The organism is Kovacikia sp. CALU 1929, from assembly GCF_056784235.1.
Map to the genome: position 1 here is coordinate 51,816 of NZ_JBXBCF010000108.1, position 22,233 is coordinate 74,048.

Sequence of the window (22,233 nt, forward strand, 5' to 3'; positions counted from 1 at the left end):
ATTTTTTATCGTGAATCAAACCTGATAGGTTTGTAGATAAGCCGTAATCAGGGTTTTGGTTTCTGCTACCAGTGCCTGTCGCTGCGCTGGACTGCGAGTAAACGCCAGCCACAGCAACTCATTAGCCGCTTTGAATACAGTGGTTGCAATGAGTTCGCAGCGGGCAGCATCAAGGTCAAGATTTCGGCGCGACAGAAAATCTGCCAGCCCGGTCAGCATCCGTTGGTCGAATTCATTCATCCTATTGGCATCGGCAACCGTCACCAGGTCAATCAACTGTCCCAAAACGGCACGATAGCCAGGATGGTCATCAGCAAACTGCACAAATGCATCAATCATGCGATCCACATAGAGAGAAATTTCCACCTCTGCCAGTTCTGCATGAAGTTGCACAAACATCCGATATTCTTGCTCAAAGTAGCGATTGGCAAGTGCTCGCACGATCGCCTCTTTGTCTGGAAAGAACTGATACAGGGATCCAACGGGAACTTCTGCACGAGTTGCGATCGCCCGTGTCGTGGTCTGCTCATAGCCCAGTTCAATAAAAAGTTGCTCCGCTACATCCAGAATGTGATGCACCCGCTCCTGACTGCGTAACTGCTTGGGCTGACGACGCATGGTTGAGGCTTTTGGGCGATCGTCAGTCATTACCTATCCCCTTTGCTTGACAAAACATGAACGGTGTTCGTATTTTATAAATATGAGTGTTGTTCATATTTTATCGGGTTTCATCCCCGGAGGTCATTGATGCAGCCCATTCATTCCTTGGTTGTTCGCCTCCCCTATCTGCCTGCTGGGACGACCCTGCAATCTGTCGTCCAAACGATGAGAGGGATAAAAGCGTTTGTAACGCTCTTGTTTGATGACAGTGGCAGTCTGGAACCAGTATGGAATTTGAGCCACAGTCTGGTCGATAGTCCTGCATTCCAACTAGCGATCGCCTCCATGAGAACAAGACCTGAAGTTGCGGCTATCCTGGCAGAACGCTACCTGGCTCCACCCCATAATTTAGAGAAATTGCTGCAATATCCCCCAGAGTCCTTGGGATACGTCTATGCCCACCAGATGCGGCAATTGGGGTTTCAACCGTTTGAGGCAGCGATCGCGATCGATTCGGATAGCCGTTATGTCGAATATCGTTGGCAACAGACTCATGATATCTGGCATATCATTACCGGATTTTATGTCAGCGAAATAGGAGAAATTGGCTTACAAGCCTTTTACCTGGCGCAATTTCAACTGCCGCTGTCCGGTTTGCTGATTGCTAATGCCTTAATTAGTGCGACGTTACTGCAACCGGAATCGCTGAACTTGATGCTGGGTGCCATTGCGCAGGGGTGGCAGATGGGTAAAACCGCCAGCCCCTTGATTGCCCAGAAATGGGAAGAGGCATGGCAAAAACCTCTGGCTGAGTGGCGTGTAGAACTGAATCTGCAACCTGTAACGGCTTAAATCAAAATGGCTTGCAAATTTTTCTGGCGCACTGTTCGCCTCACCTATCCCTGGTTGCCCCTCGTCCTTACCCTCTGGCATCTAGTAACTGCAACGGATGAGCATCGTACCCGTGTCCAGATCCGGTTTTGGCAACTCTACAGCCGCATCAATTTTGCCAACTTATTGGCGATCGCGATCGATTTGATCCAACCTGAATATTGGGTCTAACCTGCCCATCTATCTAACTGATCGACATGGAGAGTGTTTATATAAACCCTACAAACACGGACGCTTATCCCCTGACTTCTAGTCCAACACAAGGTACGCTGGAAGCGATCGCTGATTGATTTGTAAATTCCTACTTTATAACTTCTTGATTTTCTGCAACGATGGGTGTCATGTGTCGCACAGCGTTCGATGAGTTAGCGGTACAGAGTCCGTCAGCGGGATTGAGTTCTTGAGTTTTACCCTCTAAGGAAACCATGTTTGGAAGAAAAAATCCTCAGCGAAACTATCAACAAAGTCCGCAACAGCCTAAGAAAGTGGGACCTACCTACATTGCTCCGAATAGTGAGTTTCAGGGAACGATGCATGTCGAAGGGGACTTGTTAGTGGACGGCATCATCCACGGTACGGTCGAAGTCAGGGGCGACGTGGTGATATCTGAAACAGGGTTAATTGAGGGGCCAGAACTGCGGGCAAGAAACCTGGTTGTGCATGGTGTACTCAAGGCACGAGTGGCTTTGGAGGGAACCCTAACGCTGAGTCGCACTGCCCGTCTGGAGGGAGACGTAAGTGCCAATGCTTTGAGTATTGAGGCAGGGGCTTTTTATGTGGGATATATCGAAACGGGGGATGTGAAAGCTTTGCCAGGAAGTCGTAACCGCCCGGAACTAGCGGGTACAACGGATGAGTATTACCCCAAGGAAGGATATTAGCAGGCTGGCTCTGTGCAGCTATGAGGCGCATAATTGCGGGTGTAGATTGTGCGTTGTCTTGGTTAACGCACTACTCACCATCACAGCATCAGTTCCATGACATTGACTCAGGTTTGGGGTGCCTTTCTCATTTTTACGGTCTGCCCGCTTTTGGGTGGCTTGCCGCTAATTGAATGGATGACCTATGGGTTGACCAGGCAACGACTCCGGCAGCTTGGGACTGGCAATGTCAGCGTCTCAGCCGCGTTTTACCACGGTGGGCGTTTAGCTGGAATTTTGGCAGTCCTATCTGAGGCTTTCAAGGGAATTGCTGTTGTCTTACTTGCCCGCTCTTTTTTCCCAAAAGATCCCGCCTGGGAAATCATAGCGCTGATTGCGCTGGTGATGGGGCGCTACTGGTTTGGCAAAGGGGCGGGAACGACCAATGTGGTGTGGGGTTATGGGGTGCATGACCCGATCGCCGCTGGGTTAGTGTTTTTGATCAGTGGTATCAGTTTTACAATTCTGCGAGAACGGCGACAGGCACGGTTTAGTGTCCTGGTTCTGTTTCCACTAATAACCGCGTTGCTCCATAGTCAAGAGCTTGATCTGATTGTGGCAACCATTGCTCTGGCAGTTTTGTTGGGTTGGATTTATATGAAAATTCCTGATGATCTGGAGATGACATCCGCAGGTGCCCAGTCCAATTCCCAGGGGGTATTCCGGTTTTTTCAGGGCGATCGCGCCGTTCCTTCCCTGGACAAATCCCTGGATGCCCAAAAAGTGGGTCAAAAGGCAGCCACCCTTGCCCATCTCAAACGTTTGGGCTATCCGGTACCTATGGGGTGGGTGCTGATTCCCGGCGATGACCCAGACCCTTTGTTGAGCCTGCTAGACCCTTCCCCTCGCCTTCCCCTCGTCGTTCGATCTTCCGCCGTTGGCGAAGATTCGGAAACGGCATCCGCCGCAGGACAGTATGAAACGGTGTTGAGTGTAACCCGGCGAGAACAGTTGATGCCAGCAATTTCCCGCTGCCTGGCTTCCTACGATGCTCCGGCGGCTGTGCAGTACCGCCGCGATCGCGGCTTACCCACCGCCTCAATGACAGTCTTGATCCAAAAACAAATCCGGGGCACCTTTTCTGGCGTTGCTTTTAGCCGCGATCCAATTTCCCGGCAGGGGGAGGCTGTAGTCATTGAGGCATTACCTGGAAGTGCCTCTCAGGTTGTGTCTGGACAGGTCACCCCCGAAAGTTATCAGGTATGGGTGCCCGATTCCGCTCTGGCAGCTCTGAAGCAAAATGACTGGCGGCTTCCCACAGATCTGACTCTGCCAGTTGAAGGGAGTGGCACCGTTCCGCCCCAGGTGATTCAACAGGTCGCCTTTCTGGCTCGCCATCTAGAGGCACACTACCACGGAATTCCCCAGGACATTGAGTGGAGCTATGACGGCACCGTCGTCTGGCTGCTGCAAACGCGCCCGATTACTACGCTCCTACCCATCTGGACCCGCAAAATCGCCGCTGAAGTCATTCCAGGATTGATTCGCCCGCTGACCTGGTCGATTAATCGTCCCTTAACCTGTGGGGTCTGGGGCAAGATTTTTACTATCGTGCTGGCGAACCGTGCCAGGGGGCTGGATTTTAATGAGACAGCGACGTTGCATTACTCCCGTGCCTACTTCAATGCTTCCCTGTTAGGGCAAATCTTTCTCCGGATGGGGTTGCCCCCCGAAAGCCTGGAGTTTTTGACCCGGGGTGCAAAGTTCAGCCGACCGCCGCTCAACTCGACCGTGAGAAACCTACCAGGGCTACTGCGGTTACTCAGTCGGGAGTTGGCTTTAGAAAAAGGCTTCCAGAAAGACGACCAGCAGCGATTTGCTCCCACCCTTGCCGCCCTTGCCCAGACTCCCGCTTCTAGACTTTCCACTTCTCAGTTACTAGAGCGAATTGATGTCATTCTGAAGCACTTGCAGATTGCCACTTACTACAGTATTCTGGCTCCCCTGAGTGCAGCCCTCCGTAAGGCAATCGCTAAAGTCAATGATGAAGATCTGGACAATCGCGATACTCCAGAGGTGGCAGCGTTGCGATCGCTCCAGGAGCTTGCCCTTTCTGCGCGGCAGGTGTTGGAGGAGCAGGGAAGCGGGGGAGTAGAGGAGCAGGGGGGCGGCGGGGTAGAGGAGCGACCCAATGTAACGCCATTGGCGCATTTTCTGGCTGACTCACCGTTGGCAGCTTTGGCTGAAACGCCCCGTGGACAGGCTATTCTCGATCAACTGAACCAATTGCTCGATCGCTATGGGTTCCTCAGCGAAGTGGGAACTGATATTGCGGTCCCGACTTGGAGCGAAAACCCTGAACCCATGTGGGAACTGTTTAAGCAGTTCTGCCTCAATCCAGCACCGCTGGCAAACCCGCCCTTACAACCGAGGGGTAAAACCAGGCGAGTGCAGCGTCGAATCACGCTTAAAGGTCGGGTGACGGAGGTTTACAGTCGGTTGCTGGCGGAGTTGCGCTGGAGCTTTGTGGCGGTAGAAAAACTCTGGCTGGAGTCTGGGTTGCTGGCAACCAAAGGGGATATTTTCTTTTTAGAGTTTGATGAAATTCGGGGACTGATTGAAGCGGAACAGGCGATCGGTGATGGAGAGTCGATTGCAGGGTTGATTGCCCGTCGTCGCGCTCAGTTAGAGAAAGATCATCAATTGGAGGCGGTGCCGTTTTTGGTGTATGGAGAAGACCCACCTGCGCCAGTCATGCTCCATACCTGGCAAGCATCCCATCAGCTACAGGGAATTGGGGCAAGTCCGGGACAGGTAGAGGGACGGGTGCGAATTATCCGCTCTCTGGAGTCAGCGCCAGAAATTAGTAAAGATACGATTCTGGTTGTGCCCTACACCGATTCTGGTTGGGCACCCTTACTTGCCAGGGCAGGAGGGCTGATTGCCGAGGTGGGGGGGCGATTGTCCCATGGGGCGATCGTGGCGCGAGAGTACCGCATTCCCGCTGTGATGGATATCCACAATGCCACTCACTTGCTCAAAGATGGGCAGAACGTGCGAATCGACGGTCAGCAAGGCACGGTCGAAATTTTGTAGCCAGGGGCAACCACGCTATAGCAGGCAACAAAAAACCCGCCTGTAAATTTACGGCGGGTTATGTACCTATGAGTGCTTCATAGAAGAACCACACCTTCAAGGGCATCGAATCCGGATTTTTTGATCAATCCTATTCCGACACCATGCTATCCCGATGATCTCCAAGTGCCTATCGCAGTTCTCATTTGTGTGTACAGGCAAACTGCTGATTCAGTAAGAGGTTTCGGGATTAGCTTGTACCGCCCTCGTCTGAGAATCACTATATCCTCGGTTCTCGGAATTCTTTGGGCGGAAAAGGTGAGAGTGGGTTGGGTTGTAGAGTTGCGATCGCCGACTATTCAAGTCCTGCTCCGCATCCAGCAAGGAAAATTCCTCTGGTACGGTTGCGGCTGCCAGCACTGGACTAATCACATATAGGGTGGTGCGGATCAAATTCTGCTGCTGCGTCACCTCTGCCATTTGTTCCAGACGCACCAGCCAGATCTTCTCATCCTGCCAGCCCAATCGAAAACAGATGGCAACTGGCGTAGTGGGCAGGTAGTGGCGCAGCAGTTTAGCCTGCACCTGTTCAACATGGCGGGCACTCAAGTAAAGACACAAACTCGCCTGATGGGCTGCCAGCGTTTCCAGTTCTTCAGCCTCTGGCACCTCGGTTCGTCCACTAATGCGGCTTAAAATAATCGATTGCACCAACCCTGGAACCGTCAGTTCTACCCGCAACCGGGCGGCGGCGGCTTGAAATGCGCTAATCCCTGGCACAACCTCAAACGGAATATTCGCCTCGACCAATGCCTGCATCTGCTCCTGCACCGCTCCGTAAAGACTGGGATCCCCTGAGTGCAGGCGAACAACTGATCGCCCCGCCCGCACCCGCTCAATCATCAGAGGTAAAATTTCCTCCAGAGTTTTGTGTGCTGTGCGAACTAACTCCGCCCCAGAACGGACTTCCTGTAAAACTTGCTTTGGTACCAGTGAATCGGCAAACAAAATCACATCTGCCTGTGCCAGCAGCCGTTGAGCCTTAACCGTCAACAACTCAGGGTCACCGGGACCCGCCCCCACAATGTATACCGCAGCAGGCAAAGAAGACTCAGAACGAGAATGGTCAGATGGATGATTCATAGAAGGGGTAGGGAGTGAGGGGAGAGGGGGAGATAGGGAGAGGGGAGGGCGGGAACACCTGACACCTGACACCTAACATCTGACACCTAAGAACAAACCAGAAAAATTTGCTACCTGGCTGAAATTTTCCGGATGGTTCTCTCAACAGCAGAAGAATAGAGTGGTAGATGCACCCTGATTTAGCCCTGGAGGACACTCCAGGGTTTTTTCTTTTGGTATAAAGCCTTCGGAGAGTAGGTGTTGTTTCAAGTAAAAAGGGGGGGGTCGCTAGGGTGAGGTGTCCGAATTAACCTCAGAGTTTTGCACATTGACGACATCTGGCAGCGATCGCCTCAGTCCATATAACCAGACCAAACCCACAATCCCTAACGAAATCTGAACCAGACTCACGACCTGGGCGATCCGCAGCGGTCCCAGCATCAGACTGTCCATTCGCAGTCCCTCAATCCAGAACCGCCCGCAACTGTACGCCACCAGATAAACCAGAAACAATGTTCCGAGCTTGAGCTTCGAGCCTGCTTTTAATCCCCAAAAAAACAATCCCAAGAGAATGGCAAATACCATGAGATTCCATAGAGACTCATAGAGAAATGTCGGGTGGAAATAGTCAAATCCTTCATAGCCCGGTGGGCGGCGGTCTAGAGGAATATAGAGCTTCCAGGGTAAATCGGTAGGACGCCCAAATGCCTCTGAATTGAAAAAATTACCCCATCGTCCGATCGCTTGCCCCAAAATCAGGGACGGTGCGACCAGATCTGCCATCTGCCAGAAAGGAACGCGCTTTACCCAGCAGAAAATCAGGCTGGCAATCAACCCACCAATCACAGCACCGTGAATCGCAATCCCCCCTCTCCAGATGGCAAAGATCTGATCTGGTTGTTGAGCATATTCCTGCCACTGGAACAGGACATAGTAAAGACGGGCACTGGGGATCGCGGCAATCACCAGCCAGATAGCCAGGTCGCTGATCAGATCAGGGTTCACATGGCGACGCTTTGCCAGTACTTGGGACAGGGTGACCCCAATTAACACAGCAGAAGCAATCAGGAACCCGTACCAGCGAATTGAAAGGGGTCCCCAGTCAACCATAATCGGTCCTGGAGACGTGAATTGAGTCGCCAACGGCAAATCAGCAAGAGAAAGCATAGAAATCAACAGCGAGACGATTAAACCAGCGACAGAGGATTCGCTCTAGGGATCTGTCAAGAATTATTTATGAGTTGAAAACCCCAAAATAATAACCCCTTTCCGATGCGATCGCGACCCATTGAACTTTTAATTTCTACCCGGAATCAGCAAAGCCTGGTGGACAGGTGTTGGGTGACAGGGGAGCAAAATGGGAATGCTTAAAGTGAGCGTCCCCCTTATAAGGGTCGGATTTCAGTAACCACCTTGCTCAACCCCTAATGGTGATGATCCAGTCTTCCCCATCTCTTGATACATCCTCTGCCAGCAACAACCACAATTGTCCTGCCTCAGGGTCGCCTGGGCGTGAAGTCATCGGCAAGACCGTATTCAAGTTTGCCGACCGTTCTCTGTTCAGGGAAGGAGTCGATCGCCCCCTTCCGCCTGCCCCCACCTTAGCGGCAATGGAGCAACTGGTTGCCATGATTCACTCCTTACGGTCAACGGCATTGGCAGCAGATGATCCTCCAACAGACAGTTGGAATCCTGAAGTGTCTCTGACTCCAGCAGCGCTCCTGCCCTATGTCAGCGAAGAAACCTATGAGGTGCTGGATGCCCTGGAAACGCCAGCAACAGGAAACCCAACGGTGGCAGGACAGGGGTCCGGGGGGAAAGGACAGCCTGTGATCGATCCTGTACCGAACCTTTCCCCATTGTTTGTCACGGTTGAAACGCTGGTTTCCTACCTGCTTTGGGCAGTTGCCCGCAGTTCTTACCCGGTGATGCATCTGATTGAAGGGATCTACGCCCACCATTACCAGTTCAACCAAACCTGGGTGCCGGGAATGCTGCGCCTGGTAGTGATGCTGGAAGCAACCACACCTACGTTTGGCTGGTGTGTTGACCTGGCGACGGGCTGCCTGCCGGGAAATCTCCTGGACGACGAGGACTGGCTCCAGTCCGATGAACCCATACTGCCAGCAACCCAAGCCAACCAGTCAGCCTCAATGCCCACCCTCCTCGATCTCGATCGCCCATCCGGCAGCATGGGACAGGTCAGGAGCCTGCTAGAAGAGTTCGGGCAATCCATTCAAGAAGAAATGCCTGCACTCCAACCTCTACTAGAAGGTCTATTGGTCAATCTGTTGCAACCCGGACAGCCTTGGCAACCCGGACAACTTCAGCTCAAAATGGGGGTTGAATTTATACCCCAGCCACCGGATGCGATCGCCCACCAACCCTCCCAGGTATTTTCAACCCTGGTTACCGCAGACCTGGTTGAAGCAGAACTATTGGAAGACGATACCTCTGCCCAACGCTCCCAGAGCAAAAATGCCCCTAGAGTTGAAAATCTATCTCCTCTGATGCGGGTGTCAGTAGTTGAATTACCCCGCCAGATTCCTACCCCTACCATCCGCATCCAGTTAGCTGACCAGGGCACCCCGGAACATCGGAGCCATACTATCCTCCAGCAACAACTTGCTCGATCGATTGCTCGTCTCCAGGCAACCCCGATCAACGGAAATACCGATCAGGGATTGCTGCTGATAGTGCAGGAAGCGTGGCGGGCAATGGACCGAGCCAACTATCGGATGGACTCAACGATTGACCTGGGGCAACCCACGCTGTTAATCGACGAACTGATGCCCAAAATGCTCTGGCAGGTCACCCGCAGTTCCTACGAAATTACCCAACTGATTGGTGGAGTTGAGGTTACAGCGCTTCGACCAGGGCTAGACTGGGAATCTGGCACCCTGAGATTGATCGTCGCTTTACAGATCCAGGCAACTGCAATTCAATACACCATTGACCTGATAACAGGACGACGCCTTACCCCTGAAACAACCCTGCTAGATCCAACAACCCTCTGCCAGTTATGCCTGCGATCGGGCTTAGGTGAACATTTAACGTCTACTTTTTCCTGGCAGTCGCCTGTCCAAGCTGAAACAGTAATAAGTCATTTACAACAACAAATCCGTACCACTGCCCCAGAAGTTGGGCAGTTTATGGATGTCACTCCCATTGAATGGCTTGAAACAGACCGGGAGTGGCAACCTGGAACCCTTAAACTGTCTCTCAATCTGGAATTGATTCCAAACCAATGGAGACTGCCCTAGGATTGTGAACCACCATTCCCTAGCCCGTACCCCCTGATAGCGATTGATGTATACCTACGCTTTTCTCACCCAGCCCAGCCCATCGCTAGACTTGCCCAAAGGCATTGAAGATCAAGTTCAGATTGTTGGAACAGACTCTCTGTTTGCGGCGGTGGAACTTGAACTCTCTGAAACCAAACTCGGCATTTTGCAGGAAAAGGACGAGAGCTTAATGCAAGCGGTCATATCCCACGATCGCGTCATTCGAGAACTATTCCTACAAACGACCATCTTACCGCTACGGTTTGGCACTCATTTTGCTTCCTTACAGGGGCTACTGACCCATCTGGATGCTCGTCAGCAGGACTATTTAGAAACCCTGTCCCGTTTTGACGGCAAAGCAGAGTACATCCTCAAACTGACCCCCATGGAAGCGCTAGAAGACTCTATTCCTTCCGAGGTGAAAGGGAAAGACTACTTTATGGCAAAGAAGAAGCAGTATCAAACCCAGTTAGAACAAAAAGCACTGCAACAGGCAGAGCAGGCTGCTCTGCTTCAACAATTAGCCAGGGTCTCTTTACAGTATCGATTCAGCCATCAACAAACTGGTGATGTCAAAGTTTACCTGCTTACCAACCGAGAAAAGGCATTCCAGTTGTTTGAACAGATCGATCACTGGCAGAATCAGTGTTCCTACTGGAAACTAAGTCTGGGAGAAGCGTTGCCCCCCTACCACTTTCTGGAGAACTAAAGCACCACCCACTTTCAGCTAACCAGATTTTCAGGTAACTAGCGGAGTGCGCGCAGCTTCTGCAACCCGTTTAGAGAGACGAAGCTCGGTTCCTTTAGAATTCCACTGAACCTGGTCAAAAACCTGGTACAAAATGTACATCCCTCGACCACATTCCCATTCGTCACAGGGAAGGTGCTTACTGGGACTACCATCACTAGAACTAGCAGAACTAAAATTAGCGCTGCCAGGATCCGTACAACAATCATGGGGTAAATTAAACCCATCCCCCTGATCTGATATCACCCACCAATAATGGTTTGACACAGAGGAAAAACGAACCAAGACAGTTTTGCTGGGATCTAGCTTGTTGCCATGCTTAGCAGCGTTAACCAGCGCTTCTTGAAGACCGAGGCGTATTTCCGCCCGCCATCGGGGAGGAATTTCAGCTAACAACAGATCCAAAACTGGAATCAGATAGAGCGTGGAAGCGAAACTAACTGTATTCCATTGGCGTCTAACGGGACGAGATGAGACAGCAATCACTCAAAAAACCCCGTAGCTTTCAAGTGGACAGATGTATTCAACAAAAAAATCGCCTGACGAAAAACGGTAGAATCAACCTGTCGCTATACCAAAGCTAACAACGGCTTGGTAAGTTACCTTTTAAGGCATTGATATCGTCGATCCTAAATAACCCAGAAACTCTGAGGCAAAGCAAAAAAAATAAATATTCAAAAGATGTTTAATCTGAATCGGGAACCAATACAATAAGTATTCCCTCCATTTCTATAGTATCAAAGTACCTCCGAAAAAACAGGTTTGATACGAATTTTCAATCGTTGGAGGGGTGTTTTATCTGCATTTTGAACCTTTTTGATTGATACGGTGCGATCGCCCTAAAAAAGTTGCTCCATATACCGAAAATCTTTTTCAACTTCTGCCCAAAGGGAGCGATTGTGCGGATCGGTACGCAGAGCTTTCTTTAAGTAATTCCGGGCTTTGTCAAGCTGGCGTTCCTGGATCAGATGCCGTCCCCAGCGCTGGTAAATAATGGCCTGCCATTGAGACACTTCTGGATCCTGGGGGATTCGTCGAGCCAGCCCTTCAACCAGCGCGATCGCCCTGGGAAATCGCTGTTCCTTTAATAACCGCTGTAGCTGTTGGTAGGAACTGACCTTCAGTTGTTGCTCTAAGGGAGACAGATCAGGGTTGTGACGAATGGCGGCTGGTTTACGTGGCTCCCCGACTCGAGTAGCCTCCGCCATCCCAGATTGACTGACAGTGACTGAGGTTGCCTGCGTCCGGGCAATAGTTACTGCATCGGTTTTGCCACTCGTCTCAGAACGGAGACTAGTAGATAGCAGGAATTTGTAAGCCTCCGTCACTGCCATGAACTTGTCCCTTGCCCGTTCGTCTCCAGGATTGACATCCGGGTGATATCGTCTTGCCAAACGGCGATAAGACGCCTTGATGTCGTCAAATGATGCACTAGCTTGCAACCCCAGTAATCGGTAACATTCGGCAAGTTTCATTACAGGTGACAATGGCAAAATAATTAGCATTCTGCCATTGTCATACTAATTTAGTAAGGGGTCTAGCCCACATTCTCGATCACTCGGTCAATCAAACCGTAGTTTTTAGCCTCTTCAGCGGACATGAAGTAGTCGCGATCGGTGTCCTTTTCAATTTTTTCAAGCGGCTGCCCGGTGCGCTCTGCCATGATTTCGTTCAGTTGCCGCCGGATGCGCAGAATCTCTTTGGCTTCAATATCAATGTCCGTTGCCTGCCCACGGGTTCCCCCCAAAGGTTGGTGAATCATGATGCGGGCATGGGGGAGTGCCAGCCGTTTGCCTTTGCTGCCAGCGGTTAACAGGAACGCGCCCATGGAAGCTGCCAGCCCAACACAGATGGTCACAACCTCTGATTTAATGTGTTGCATGGTGTCATAAATCGCCATGCCAGCCGTGACCGAGCCCCCTGGAGAATTGATATAGAGGTAAATTGGCTTGGTTTGATCATCCGAATCAAGATAGAGCAAATAAGCCACGATCGCATTGGCAATCCCATCATCAACTTCTTCAGATAGGAAAATGATGCGTTCCCGAAATAGGCGTTCGTAGATATTGATCCACTGCTCATAGGGACTACCGGGAAGCCGGTAGGGAACGCTCGGAATACCGATCGGCATAGGGAAACTCCTGAAAAGTGATAAAAGGGGAAGAAAGGAGGAATGGGAGAGGGGAGAAGGAGAAGGGAAGAATTAGGAGGTGGGTAAGGGATAAAGGCTAACAGCTAACAACTTCTCACCCCTTAACCCGCGATCGCCGCCACTGGCTGAGGCAGATCTTTCGGGCTTTCTAAAACCCGATCAATTAGCCCATACTCCTGTGCCTGATGGGGAGTCATATAAAACATACGATCCATATCCTTGGCAATCTTTTCCTTGGGTTGACCCGTATTTTGGGACAGGATTTCTAAAACGAGTGCCTGCTTTGACAGGACTTCTTCAGCGTTGATTTGAATATCCGTTGCCTGTCCCTGGCTTGCCGTCCGAGGATGGCTCAGGGCAATCATAGAATGGGGTAGGCTACCTCGCTTACCTTTGGTCCCAGAAGACAGTAGCATTGAGGCAATTCCGATCGATTGTCCCAGGCAAATAGTCACGATTTCTGATTTAATGTGCTGCATCGTGTCATACACTGCCAGGGCAGCCGCCACTGACATGATCCCAGACATCTCGTTTGCCATCCCTGCTGCTACTGGATCTCCATAGGAATTGATGTAGAGGTAGATGGGTTTGGTCTGGTCATCAGAGTCCAGGTACAGTAACGCAGAGACAATTGAATTTGCCAGTCCAGTAGAAACTGGCTGATTCAGAAAAATAATTCGCTCCTGGCTCAACCGGGTGTAGATGTTAATCCACTGCCAATAGGGGCTACCAGGAACGTTGTAGGGGACGCGCAGGATTTCATCCATAGGAAAAGTGGCAAAAAACCTTATGAGACACCAGCAGGCAGGGGCTTAGGCAAATCTTTCATGCTTTCTAAGACGCGATCGATTAGCCCGTATTCCTTTGCGACTTGAGGAGTCATATAGAGCATACGGTCTGTCTCTTTCGCAATCTTTTCAGGGGGTTGCCCTGTATTTTTGGCCAGAATATCCAGCATCGCTGCTTTGTTTGCCAGAACTTCCTTTGCCCGAATTTGGATATCGGTTGCCTGTCCCCGCCCCATGCCGATGCGCGGTTGATTCAGCACAATCGTGGCGTGAGGCAGACTGGCACGATACCCCTTCGTTCCAGAAGAAAGAATCATAGCCGCTGTTCCCATTGCCTGACCAATACAGATCGTGTGCACCGGAGGCTTGACATAGTTAATTGTGTCGCAAATTGCAAATGCCTCGGTTTCTTGCCCGATCGCATCTCCCGTGTACCAGGATGTGCCTGTGGAATTGATATAGAAATAAATGGGTTTTTCGGGGTCGGAAAACTGCAAAAAGAGCAATTGGGCAATGATCAACTTGGTGACATCAACCCCTAGCTGGCGCTTAAAGTCATCAGACGAAACCAGGGGCAACCCCAGATAAATAATCCGCTCCTTTAGCAATAGGGAAGCTAGATCAGGGGGTGGAGTGCGGTAGTACGCATCACCGTAGTATTGAGACTGCATAGCTTGGATAGACCTCATAACAGGGTGTCACCTAATACGGGTTGCCTGATTTTTTTTGTAGCGAAAGACGCTGCTTATCCATACTAGCGTGACAGTTGATCGGGTGGACATTGCTGAAAAGCAGGATGAATGGAAACAAAGGTTCAATCCTCCCGTATCTTTTTTATCCTTAGAATCAACAATGTCATCCGGTGACTCCGATGTGGAGCAAAGGGCAAAGAATCCGTTTCGGTGAGATTTGTAAATTTATGTAAAGATTCTAGATGGGAGTGATCAGGAAACGATTAGATTTGCCGCAACGAGACAAATTTGATGTTCTGGCATGCTTCTTTTTTCAATCGCTTTACTAGTGTTGCAAACACTAAATTTTGCAACATGGGGGGTTTGGGGGCTTCGCCCTAAGAAGGGGTTCCACCCCTTCACCCCTTACAAAACTTTCGTTTTGCTGTAGTAGGTTAGCGGCTACTGGCTATGTTCAAGTACTTACCGTGTTCAAGGCTGTCTCATGTCTTCTGCTTTTAACAATGAGTCGCTGTTTCCCCGGTCGGGTTCACTGGAGCCGGATAGTGTTGACCACAACGACCCTGAATTGATCCAGGCGTTGGTAGAGAACCAGACACTGAAGGAGCAGATTGCCAGTCAGACTCAGTTTATGCATTTACTCACTCACCAGTTGGCAACCCCGTTGACATCTTTAAGCGGATCGGTTGATCTTTTGGCTGAACCCGCACTCGATACAGTTCATCGGCACGAGTTTTTGGGTGTGGTGAAGCAGCAGGTACGCCGATTGCAGGACTTGTTGGCAGATCTGACGGCTATCCGGAGTCTTGAAACGGGGGCACTGGAAACCAATACATCTGACTTTAGCCTGCTCAGTCTGGTTGAGGAAGTGGTTGATTCATTCCGCCCCTACCCGATCGCCAATGACTTGAATCCTGATTTGCCCCTGGTGTGGGGTGATCACTGGCAGGTTTCTCAAGTTCTGGTCAATCTCCTGTCGAATGCGATTAAGTACTCACCGGAAGGTAGCCCGGTTGAGGTGGGGGCAGATTTGTTGTCGTCAGGATGGGTAGAGGTTTGGGTAAGGGATTATGGTCTGGGCATTCCTGAAGCAGACCGTCCCCACCTGTTTGAGCAGTTTTACCGAGTCAGACATCGCGATCGCCACCATATCCAGGGCACTGGACTGGGGCTTTCTTTGTGTAAGTTGCTGGTTGAAAACCAGGGTGGTCACATGGACTTTGATTCAGTTCATGGTGAGGGAAGCCGCTTTTATTTCACCCTGCCAACCGCCCAGGGGGCAAATCGGTAAGGGTTTGAAACAAACCTGTTGAATCAAAATTTAAGTTTTGCCCGACAAATGCTTCGCTGGATGAGACTGGGGTTACTCTGAAGGTGGAAATATTAGCAGGCTGAATTACCGTCCCTGATGCAGACTCTACAGGTGGGCAAGGCCGGCTAGTCTGCCCTGCATCCTTCAAAGTTCAAGCCTGATAGTTTTTTCGTTGATCTCTAGCCTGTCTATTCACGCTAAGGGGGATCAGGCTTATGTATTACTGTTCATTACAAAATTTGCTGCCTCGGTTACTGCGGCAAGTTTCCAACGGAAGAGTAGGTTCGCGTGGAGCATTTCTCACAACTCTGGTGATCGCAGTCTCAGTCCTTGTACCCTCGTGGGCGATCGCGGAACCTCTCAGGCAAACGCCACTCCCCAATCAAGCTCCACCGGAACTCGCCTCAAATCTGCCCAATAACCCCGGCAGTGCCAGAGATTTGGGCGGCACAATCTTTCCCGAATACTACCGATCTCCATTCGGTTTGTGGCGAGGCGGTAGTGATGCACCAGCATCCTTGGATGTCAAACTGCCACCCGGTTCCAGGGAAGACTTTGTGGAATTACGAACCAGGTCTAACCTTTTAGTGGAAGGATTCCCAGAACTCTCCCCCCACCCAATCATCGCTCCGTTTGATCAACCTGCGGCTAATCAGATTCGTCTAATTGAATCCCGTTAGTTAGAGGTGTCAGGTGTCAGGTAATATAGCTGTTGGTTTTTAGTCTTTGAGAAGGGCAATCTAGCACTAACAACCCATTACCCATTGTCGATAAGCTTCAAAACTTTCAACTCAAAACTCTTCCCTCCTCCCACCCCATCCCTCCCCTTTCCGACCGCTACACTGTAGGAGTATGTGGTTCATCCCCAGAACTCTCCAACTCCTATGCCCAAATTTCAAATTCAAGCTCCCTTTGAACCGACTGGAGACCAGCCCAGGGCGATCGCTGAACTGACCCAATCGATTCACGCCGAGCACCCCTATCAAACATTGCTTGGCGCAACCGGAACCGGGAAAACCCATACCATTGCCCGTGTGATTGAACAGTTGGGCAGACCGACTCTGTTGCTGGCGCACAATAAAACCCTGGCGGCACAGTTGTGTAACGAGCTGCGCGAGTTTTTCCCCAACAACGCCGTTGAATACTTCATAAGCTATTACGACTATTACCAGCCAGAGGCATACATTCCGGTTACCGATACCTATATTGAGAAAACGGCATCCATTAATGATGAGATTGATATGCTGCGGCACTCAGCCACGCGATCGCTGTTTGAACGACGGGATGTAATAGTCGTAGCATCGATTAGTTGCATCTATGGTTTAGGGATCCCCTCTGAATATTTGAAAGCCTCCATTCCCTTGCGAGTGGGGGCTGAGATTAACCCCCGTCAAATCATCCGGGATCTGGTTTCGGTGCAATACAGCCGCAATGACCTGGATCTGGGGCGAGGACGGTTCCGGGTCAAAGGGGATGTACTTGAAATTGGACCTGCTTACGAAGATCGAATTATCCGGGTGGAATTTTTTGGCGATGAGATTGATGCCATTCGCTATGTTGATCCCGTTACGGGTGGAACATTGCAAAGTTTGGAAGCTATCAATGTGTATCCAGCTCGCCACTTTGTTACCCCAGAAGAGCGTTTAGTCGAAGCCTGCGAGGCGATTGAAGCCGAACTCAAGGAACGACTGGAAGAACTGGAAAAAAATGGCAAGCTGTTAGAGGCACAACGCCTGGAGCAACGTACCCGTTACGATCTGGAGGTGTTGCGGGAAGTTGGCTTCTGCAATGGTGTGGAAAACTATTCCCGCCACCTGGCAGGACGTGCGCCTGGGGCACCCCCCGAATGTTTGCTCGATTACTTTCCGAAGGATTGGTTGTTGGTCATTGATGAATCCCATGTCACCCTGCCGCAGTTGCAGGGCATGTATAACGGCGATCGCTCCCGCAAAATGACCCTGATTGAACATGGTTTCCGACTACCCAGTGCTGCTGATAACCGCCCCCTGAAGGCAGAAGAGTTCTGGCAAAAGATGAACCAGTGTGTCTTTGTGTCAGCCACCCCCGGTAACTGGGAGTTGGAAGTTTCCGGCGGCAAATTTAATGTGGAAGGAGACGATAAGAAACAAATTAAGCGCTATATTCCCGGTACCGGGCGAGTGATAGAACAGGTGATTCGCCCAACGGGTGTTCTGGATCCCGAAATTTTTGTCCGTCCGACTCAGGGGCAGGTTGATGACCTCTATGGCGAAATTCAGGAGAGGGTGCAGCGGAAAGAACGGGTATTGGTCACTACTCTGACCAAACGCATGGCAGAAGACTTAACCGAGTATTTTCAAGAACGGGCTGTCCGAGTGCGCTACTTGCATTCAGAAATTAACTCGATCGAGCGAATTGAGATTCTGCAAGATTTGCGGGATGGTATCTTCGATGTCCTGATTGGAGTTAACCTGCTGCGGGAAGGGTTGGATTTGCCGGAAGTGTCGCTGGTGGCAATTCTGGATGCGGACAAGGAGGGGTATCTGCGGGCAGAGCGATCGCTGATTCAGACGATTGGACGGGCAGCCCGTCATATTCAGGGGCAGGCAGTCCTCTATGCGGATAACCTGACCGATAGTATGGATCGAGCGATCAGCGAAACCAATCGGCGGCGTGCCATTCAGCAGGCATACAATGAAAAGCATGGCATCACACCCCAGTCAATTATTAAAAAATCGAGCAACTCGATTCTTTCATTTCTGGAAGTCTCCCGGCGGCTCAATGCTCAGGAGCTAGATGTGGCTTACGATCAATCCGCAGACCTGCCCCTGGAAAACATTCCTGAATTGATCACTCAATTAGAAGCACAGATGAAGGAAGCCGCAAAGAAACTTGAGTTTGAGAAGGCGGCTGAGTTCCGGGATAAAATCAAGCATTTGCGGGACAAGTTGCTGGGGCACCGAAATTGAAGGAGTTAGGGATAGGCAATGGTGATAGGTTAAGGACTTAGAATCCTGGATTTAATAACCCCGCAAACTGTACGGGCGGGTTTAGCAGTCCAATTTGCCTGACGCGATGGATTTGACGGCAAAATCCGCCCCTACCCAATTCCGAACTTATTTAATTCTCATTCCTTAGTGAATCAATTGCCGCAAGCAATTGGGTTTGAGACCAATCTCTCTGCCGCTTTCTCCCTCCCCAGATTCGGCTCAAAAGCCCTTAAATAACTCCTTTTTCCCCACGCCTGATGCTCAAACTCTTCCTGGCAGAACTCAAACGTGAGTGGATTTTGCTACGACGCTATACGACCGAGATGGTGGCAGGGATCGTTGGGATCACGATCGCCTTCTATGGCATATTTTTGACGACAAAATATGTGGCGGGTCCATTGCCCACGTTTGGCGATCGCCTGGACTCCATTGTGGTGGGGTATGTCCTCTGGTCGCTGGTGGTCTTTATTGTCAGTAGTATTGCTGGTGGGCTTCAGCAGGAGGCATTTACTGGTACCCTGGAGCAGATTTTTTTGACTCCCTACGGAGCACGGCAGGTGTTTATGATGCGGGCGATCGCAAACCTGGCGATTCAGCTTGTCCAGAACATAGTCATCCTGGTGATCATCATAGTGCTGACGGGTACCCAATTGTCCTTTCCGCCCACCCTGGTTTTACCTTTATTAACCGTGCTGTTGGGTGCCTATGGGTTGGCGCTGGCAGTCGGCTCCCTGGCGCTGCTGCTGAAGCGGGTGCAGCAGTTACTTGGCTTTTTACCATTTGGTCTGGTACTGATGCTAATGGTGCCCGTCGAAAGCTGGACAGGACCGTTTCAACTACTGGGATTGGTGCTACCCATGACACCAGGTGCTGAACTTTTGCGAAACCTGATGGCAAGGGGAGAAGCCCTTAGCTGGACGGGACTTGCGATCGCCCTGATCAATGGAGCAACCTACCTTACTTTGGGATTGTTTTTCTTCCGCAAAGCAGAGCAGGTTGCCAAACACCGGGGCAAGTTGGGCGGATATTAGAAGCGGAAGGCAGAAAGGTTTTTAGTTGTTGGTTTTTAGTTGTTAGATCACTGGTTACTTTCAACTCTTAACCACAGCTTTCATCCTACCCTTCGAGAACGGCGGAGCCGTACAGCTTTCTGCCTTTTAGAACATCGTCAGAATGTACAGCAGTGTAAACAATACAATCCAGATAATGTCTACAAAGTGCCAGTAAATTTCTGCCATCTCCACGCCAGTATGCTTGGTGGCATTGTAGTGATTGGGGCGGCGCGATCGCCACAACACACCCAAAATCAACACCAGTCCAATGAATACGTGTAGTCCGTGGAACCCGGTCATCAGGTAAAAACAATTCGAGAAGACATTGGTTGTCAGCCCATAGCCCAGCGTCGAGTACTCATACACCTGACCCGCCAGGAACACAGCCCCCATCAGCGCGGTGACGAGATACCACTTGCGCAAGCCTTTAACGTCATTCTTTTTGATTGCAGTATCGCCCAGGTGAATCACAAAACTGCTGGATACCAGGATGATTGTGTTGATTGCAGGTACTAGTAGTTCCACCTCAGTCCCTTCGGGAGGCCACTCATAGGCAAGTCCCCGTAAGAACAGGTAGGCGGCAAAGAAGCCCCCAAACATCAGGGATTCCGAAATCAAAAAGGTCAATAACCCCCAGACCCGTAGATCGGCATGTTCTTCGTGATGCCCACCCACGGTAATCGTTTCGACTGGGGGCGTGAGGGAATCGGGAGTTTCAACGGTTGATCCTTGCATGGCATGGCTCTTGTAGAAGGATATAAGGATGAAGGGGGAAGAATAGGAGAAAGGATGAAGCAGGGCTAAAGGATAGAGAAAGGAAGTTGGCGAAAGGATAAGAATCAATTTTCTTTTTTATCCTTCATACCTCATCCTTCATCCTTCATCCTTTATCCTTGTTTAGCTGACTGGAGCAGCGGGTCTTTCCTCAGACATGGGGCTACGTCCGTTTAAACCATAGTCATAGGGTCCGTGGGTGACAACAGGCAGAACTTCCCAGTTTTCAATGATAGGGGGTGACTCGGTGGTCCACTCCAGAGTCATTGCCTGCCAGGGGTTATCGCCTGCCTTTTCGCCCGCAATCCAACTCCAAATGGCATTGACGGTAAAGGGAATGACCGAAATCGCCAGCACGTAAGCTCCAAAGGTGCAGAGCTGGTTAAGCGGTTCAAATGTAGGGTCATACATAGCAACCCGGCGTGGCATTCCCTGTAAACCCAGTTGGTGCATGGGCAGGAAGGTGAGGTGGGTACCAATAAAGGTCAGCCCAAAGTGAATTTTGCCCAGGGTTTCATTCATCATCCGCCCGGTCATTTTGGGGAACCAGTGGTAAATTCCAGAGTAGATGCCAAACACTGAGCCACCAAACAGAACGTAGTGGAAGTGAGCCACGATGTAGTAAGTGTCGTGGACGTGGACATCAAACGGAACAACACCCAGGGTGACACCGCTCAAACCACCAATCACAAACATGGATAGTAAACCCAGGGCAAACAACATGGCACTGGTATAGCGGATTTTGCCGCCCCAGAGGGTTGCTACCCAGCTAAAGATCTTAATGCCGGTAGGAACGGCAACAATCAGGGTAGAGATGGTGAAGAATAGCCGCATCCAGGGAGGGGTACCGCTGGTAAACATGTGGTGAACCCAGACAAACAAACCCACCAGACAGATTGCCAGACTGGAGTAGGCGATCGCCTTATAGCCAAAAATTGATTTGCGGGAATGAACCGGAATCACCTCAGACATAATCCCAAAAATGGGCAGGATCATCAGATACACTGCCGGGTGAGAGTAAAACCAGAACAGATGTTGATAAAGCACCACGTTTCCATTGGCATCTGGCTTAAAGAAGGACGTGCCGAAGTTAATATCAAACAGCAGCAGCGCTAAACCAGCCGCCAGCACAGGAGTAGACACCAACGCCAGCAGAGAGGTTGCTAAAATAGCCCAGCAAAATAAGGGCAGTTGATCCCACTTCATGCTGGGAACCTTCATCTTGAGCGTGGTGATAATAAAGTTGACCGATCCCAAAATGGAGGACGTTCCCACCAGCAAAATGCTCAGAATCCACATGCTCTGAGCAGTGGGAGCGGTAATTTCACTCAAGGGAGGGTAGGAAGTCCAGCCCGCCTGGGCACCACCAAAGATGAAGCTGCCCAGTAATAGTGCGCCTGCGGGCGGGTTAAGCCAGAAGGCGATCGCATTCAGCTTGGGAAACGCCATATCCCTGGCACCCACCATCAGAGGCACCAGAAAGTTACCAAATCCACCAATGGCACTGGGCACGATCCATAGGAAAATCATGATCGTGCCGTGGTTGGTCATAAATGCGTTGTAAAGACTGGGGTCAATAAAGTCAGATTGAGCCGTTGCCAATTCTGTTCGCATAGCAACCGCCATCAATCCCCCAATCAGGTAAAAGATGAAAGCCGTGACCAGGTATTGAATCCCAATGACCTTGTGGTCAACGTTGAAGGTAAAGTACTCATACCATTTCCACGCTTTCTTGGGCTCACTGGGTTCAAAAACCGGAGCTTCTTCGACAGGGATTTGTGCTTGAGTCATAAACCGTTATTAATGTTGGGGGAATTGCAAGATGCTTGGGTATTGAGGACTGCCAGTTTAGAAAGGGTTGTCAGTTGTGGGCTGTTTAGTGATTGGTTATTAGCTGGGGACTGTTGCAAAGCA

Annotated in this window: 20 protein-coding genes; 10 read left to right on the plus strand and 10 right to left on the minus strand. The window is 50.6% G+C overall.

Annotation, left to right across the window (positions count from 1 at the left end; all coding sequences use genetic code 11):
• Positions 1 to 15: 15 nt before the first annotated feature.
• Positions 16 to 648 (minus strand): TetR/AcrR family transcriptional regulator, encoded by a 633-nt coding sequence (locus AC1S52_RS30230; RefSeq protein ID WP_482032760.1) that lies wholly within the window; start codon positions 646 to 648, stop codon positions 16 to 18.
• A 99-nt stretch (positions 649 to 747) separates the two neighbouring features.
• On the opposite strand from AC1S52_RS30230, the gene AC1S52_RS30235 reads away from it, so the two are divergent.
• The 4 genes from AC1S52_RS30235 (at position 748) to AC1S52_RS30250 (ending at position 5,447) form a co-directional block, all read left to right on the plus strand.
• Positions 748 to 1,452, plus strand: coding sequence for a Coq4 family protein (locus AC1S52_RS30235; protein WP_482032761.1), 705 nt, complete (start codon positions 748 to 750; stop codon positions 1,450 to 1,452).
• A 6-nt stretch (positions 1,453 to 1,458) separates the two neighbouring features.
• Positions 1,459 to 1,662: a hypothetical protein gene (locus AC1S52_RS30240; protein WP_482032762.1), complete on the plus strand. Its 204-nt coding sequence runs from the start codon at positions 1,459 to 1,461 to the stop codon at positions 1,660 to 1,662.
• 254 nt (positions 1,663 to 1,916) lie between these two features.
• On the plus strand, positions 1,917 to 2,372 hold the full coding sequence (locus AC1S52_RS30245) for a bactofilin family protein (RefSeq protein WP_482032763.1): 456 nt from the start codon (positions 1,917 to 1,919) through the stop codon (positions 2,370 to 2,372).
• 96 nt (positions 2,373 to 2,468) lie between these two features.
• Positions 2,469 to 5,447, plus strand: a complete 2,979-nt coding sequence (locus AC1S52_RS30250) for a glycerol-3-phosphate acyltransferase (RefSeq protein WP_482032764.1) — start codon at positions 2,469 to 2,471, stop codon at positions 5,445 to 5,447.
• Between the two features lie 210 nt (positions 5,448 to 5,657).
• On the opposite strand, the gene cobM is transcribed toward AC1S52_RS30250, so the two are convergent.
• Positions 5,658 to 6,569 carry a precorrin-4 C(11)-methyltransferase gene (gene cobM / locus AC1S52_RS30255; RefSeq protein WP_482032765.1) on the minus strand — a complete coding sequence of 304 codons (912 nt, stop codon included), beginning with the start codon at positions 6,567 to 6,569 and terminating at the stop codon, positions 5,658 to 5,660.
• A 267-nt stretch (positions 6,570 to 6,836) separates the two neighbouring features.
• Positions 6,837 to 7,715, minus strand: coding sequence for a prolipoprotein diacylglyceryl transferase (lgt, locus tag AC1S52_RS30260; RefSeq protein ID WP_482032766.1), 879 nt, complete (start codon positions 7,713 to 7,715; stop codon positions 6,837 to 6,839).
• A gap of 260 nt (positions 7,716 to 7,975) precedes the next feature.
• Between lgt and AC1S52_RS30265 the strand changes: the two genes are divergently transcribed.
• On the plus strand, positions 7,976 to 9,811 hold the full coding sequence (locus AC1S52_RS30265) for a hypothetical protein (RefSeq protein WP_482032767.1): 1,836 nt from the start codon (positions 7,976 to 7,978) through the stop codon (positions 9,809 to 9,811).
• Positions 9,812 to 9,857: 46 nt separating this feature from the next.
• Positions 9,858 to 10,541: a GvpL/GvpF family gas vesicle protein gene (locus AC1S52_RS30270; RefSeq protein WP_482032768.1), complete on the plus strand. Its 684-nt coding sequence runs from the start codon at positions 9,858 to 9,860 to the stop codon at positions 10,539 to 10,541.
• Between the two features lie 30 nt (positions 10,542 to 10,571).
• On the opposite strand, the gene AC1S52_RS30275 is transcribed toward AC1S52_RS30270, so the two are convergent.
• The 5 genes from AC1S52_RS30275 to AC1S52_RS30295 all read right to left on the minus strand — a co-directional run bounded on the left by AC1S52_RS30275 (position 10,572) and on the right by AC1S52_RS30295 (position 14,191).
• Positions 10,572 to 11,066, minus strand: a complete 495-nt coding sequence (locus AC1S52_RS30275) for an ATP-binding protein (protein WP_482032769.1) — start codon at positions 11,064 to 11,066, stop codon at positions 10,572 to 10,574.
• A 353-nt stretch (positions 11,067 to 11,419) separates the two neighbouring features.
• Positions 11,420 to 12,055 (minus strand): J domain-containing protein, encoded by a 636-nt coding sequence (locus tag AC1S52_RS30280; RefSeq protein WP_482032770.1) that lies wholly within the window; start codon positions 12,053 to 12,055, stop codon positions 11,420 to 11,422.
• 62 nt (positions 12,056 to 12,117) lie between these two features.
• The gene (locus AC1S52_RS30285; RefSeq protein WP_482032771.1) at positions 12,118 to 12,711 is read right to left on the minus strand and encodes an ATP-dependent Clp protease proteolytic subunit; all 594 of its coding nucleotides are present in this window, start codon (positions 12,709 to 12,711) and stop codon (positions 12,118 to 12,120) included.
• Positions 12,712 to 12,833: 122 nt separating this feature from the next.
• Positions 12,834 to 13,499: an ATP-dependent Clp protease proteolytic subunit gene (locus AC1S52_RS30290; RefSeq protein WP_482032772.1), complete on the minus strand. Its 666-nt coding sequence runs from the start codon at positions 13,497 to 13,499 to the stop codon at positions 12,834 to 12,836.
• A gap of 20 nt (positions 13,500 to 13,519) precedes the next feature.
• The gene (locus AC1S52_RS30295) at positions 13,520 to 14,191 is read right to left on the minus strand and encodes an ATP-dependent Clp protease proteolytic subunit (protein ID WP_482032773.1); all 672 of its coding nucleotides are present in this window, start codon (positions 14,189 to 14,191) and stop codon (positions 13,520 to 13,522) included.
• Between the two features lie 505 nt (positions 14,192 to 14,696).
• Between AC1S52_RS30295 and AC1S52_RS30300 the strand changes: the two genes are divergently transcribed.
• The 4 genes from AC1S52_RS30300 to AC1S52_RS30315 all read left to right on the plus strand — a co-directional run bounded on the left by AC1S52_RS30300 (position 14,697) and on the right by AC1S52_RS30315 (position 19,524).
• Positions 14,697 to 15,503, plus strand: a complete 807-nt coding sequence (locus tag AC1S52_RS30300) for a sensor histidine kinase (protein ID WP_482032774.1) — start codon at positions 14,697 to 14,699, stop codon at positions 15,501 to 15,503.
• A 236-nt stretch (positions 15,504 to 15,739) separates the two neighbouring features.
• On the plus strand, positions 15,740 to 16,204 hold the full coding sequence (locus tag AC1S52_RS30305) for a hypothetical protein (RefSeq protein ID WP_482032775.1): 465 nt from the start codon (positions 15,740 to 15,742) through the stop codon (positions 16,202 to 16,204).
• A 204-nt stretch (positions 16,205 to 16,408) separates the two neighbouring features.
• Complete coding sequence (gene uvrB, locus AC1S52_RS30310; RefSeq protein WP_482032776.1) at positions 16,409 to 18,472, plus strand: excinuclease ABC subunit UvrB; 2,064 nt, start codon at positions 16,409 to 16,411, stop codon at positions 18,470 to 18,472.
• A gap of 278 nt (positions 18,473 to 18,750) precedes the next feature.
• Entirely contained in the window at positions 18,751 to 19,524 is a 774-nt protein-coding gene (locus AC1S52_RS30315) for an ABC transporter permease (RefSeq protein ID WP_482032777.1), read from the plus strand.
• Between the two features lie 126 nt (positions 19,525 to 19,650).
• Here the strand turns inward: AC1S52_RS30315 and AC1S52_RS30320 are convergent, their stop codons facing one another.
• A complete protein-coding gene (locus AC1S52_RS30320) occupies positions 19,651 to 20,280 on the minus strand; it encodes a cytochrome c oxidase subunit 3 (protein WP_482032778.1) in 630 nt (209 codons plus the stop codon).
• Between the two features lie 162 nt (positions 20,281 to 20,442).
• Positions 20,443 to 22,110 carry a cytochrome c oxidase subunit I gene (ctaD, locus tag AC1S52_RS30325; RefSeq protein WP_482032779.1) on the minus strand — a complete coding sequence of 556 codons (1,668 nt, stop codon included), beginning with the start codon at positions 22,108 to 22,110 and terminating at the stop codon, positions 20,443 to 20,445.
• Between the last annotated feature and the right edge of the window lie 123 nt (positions 22,111 to 22,233).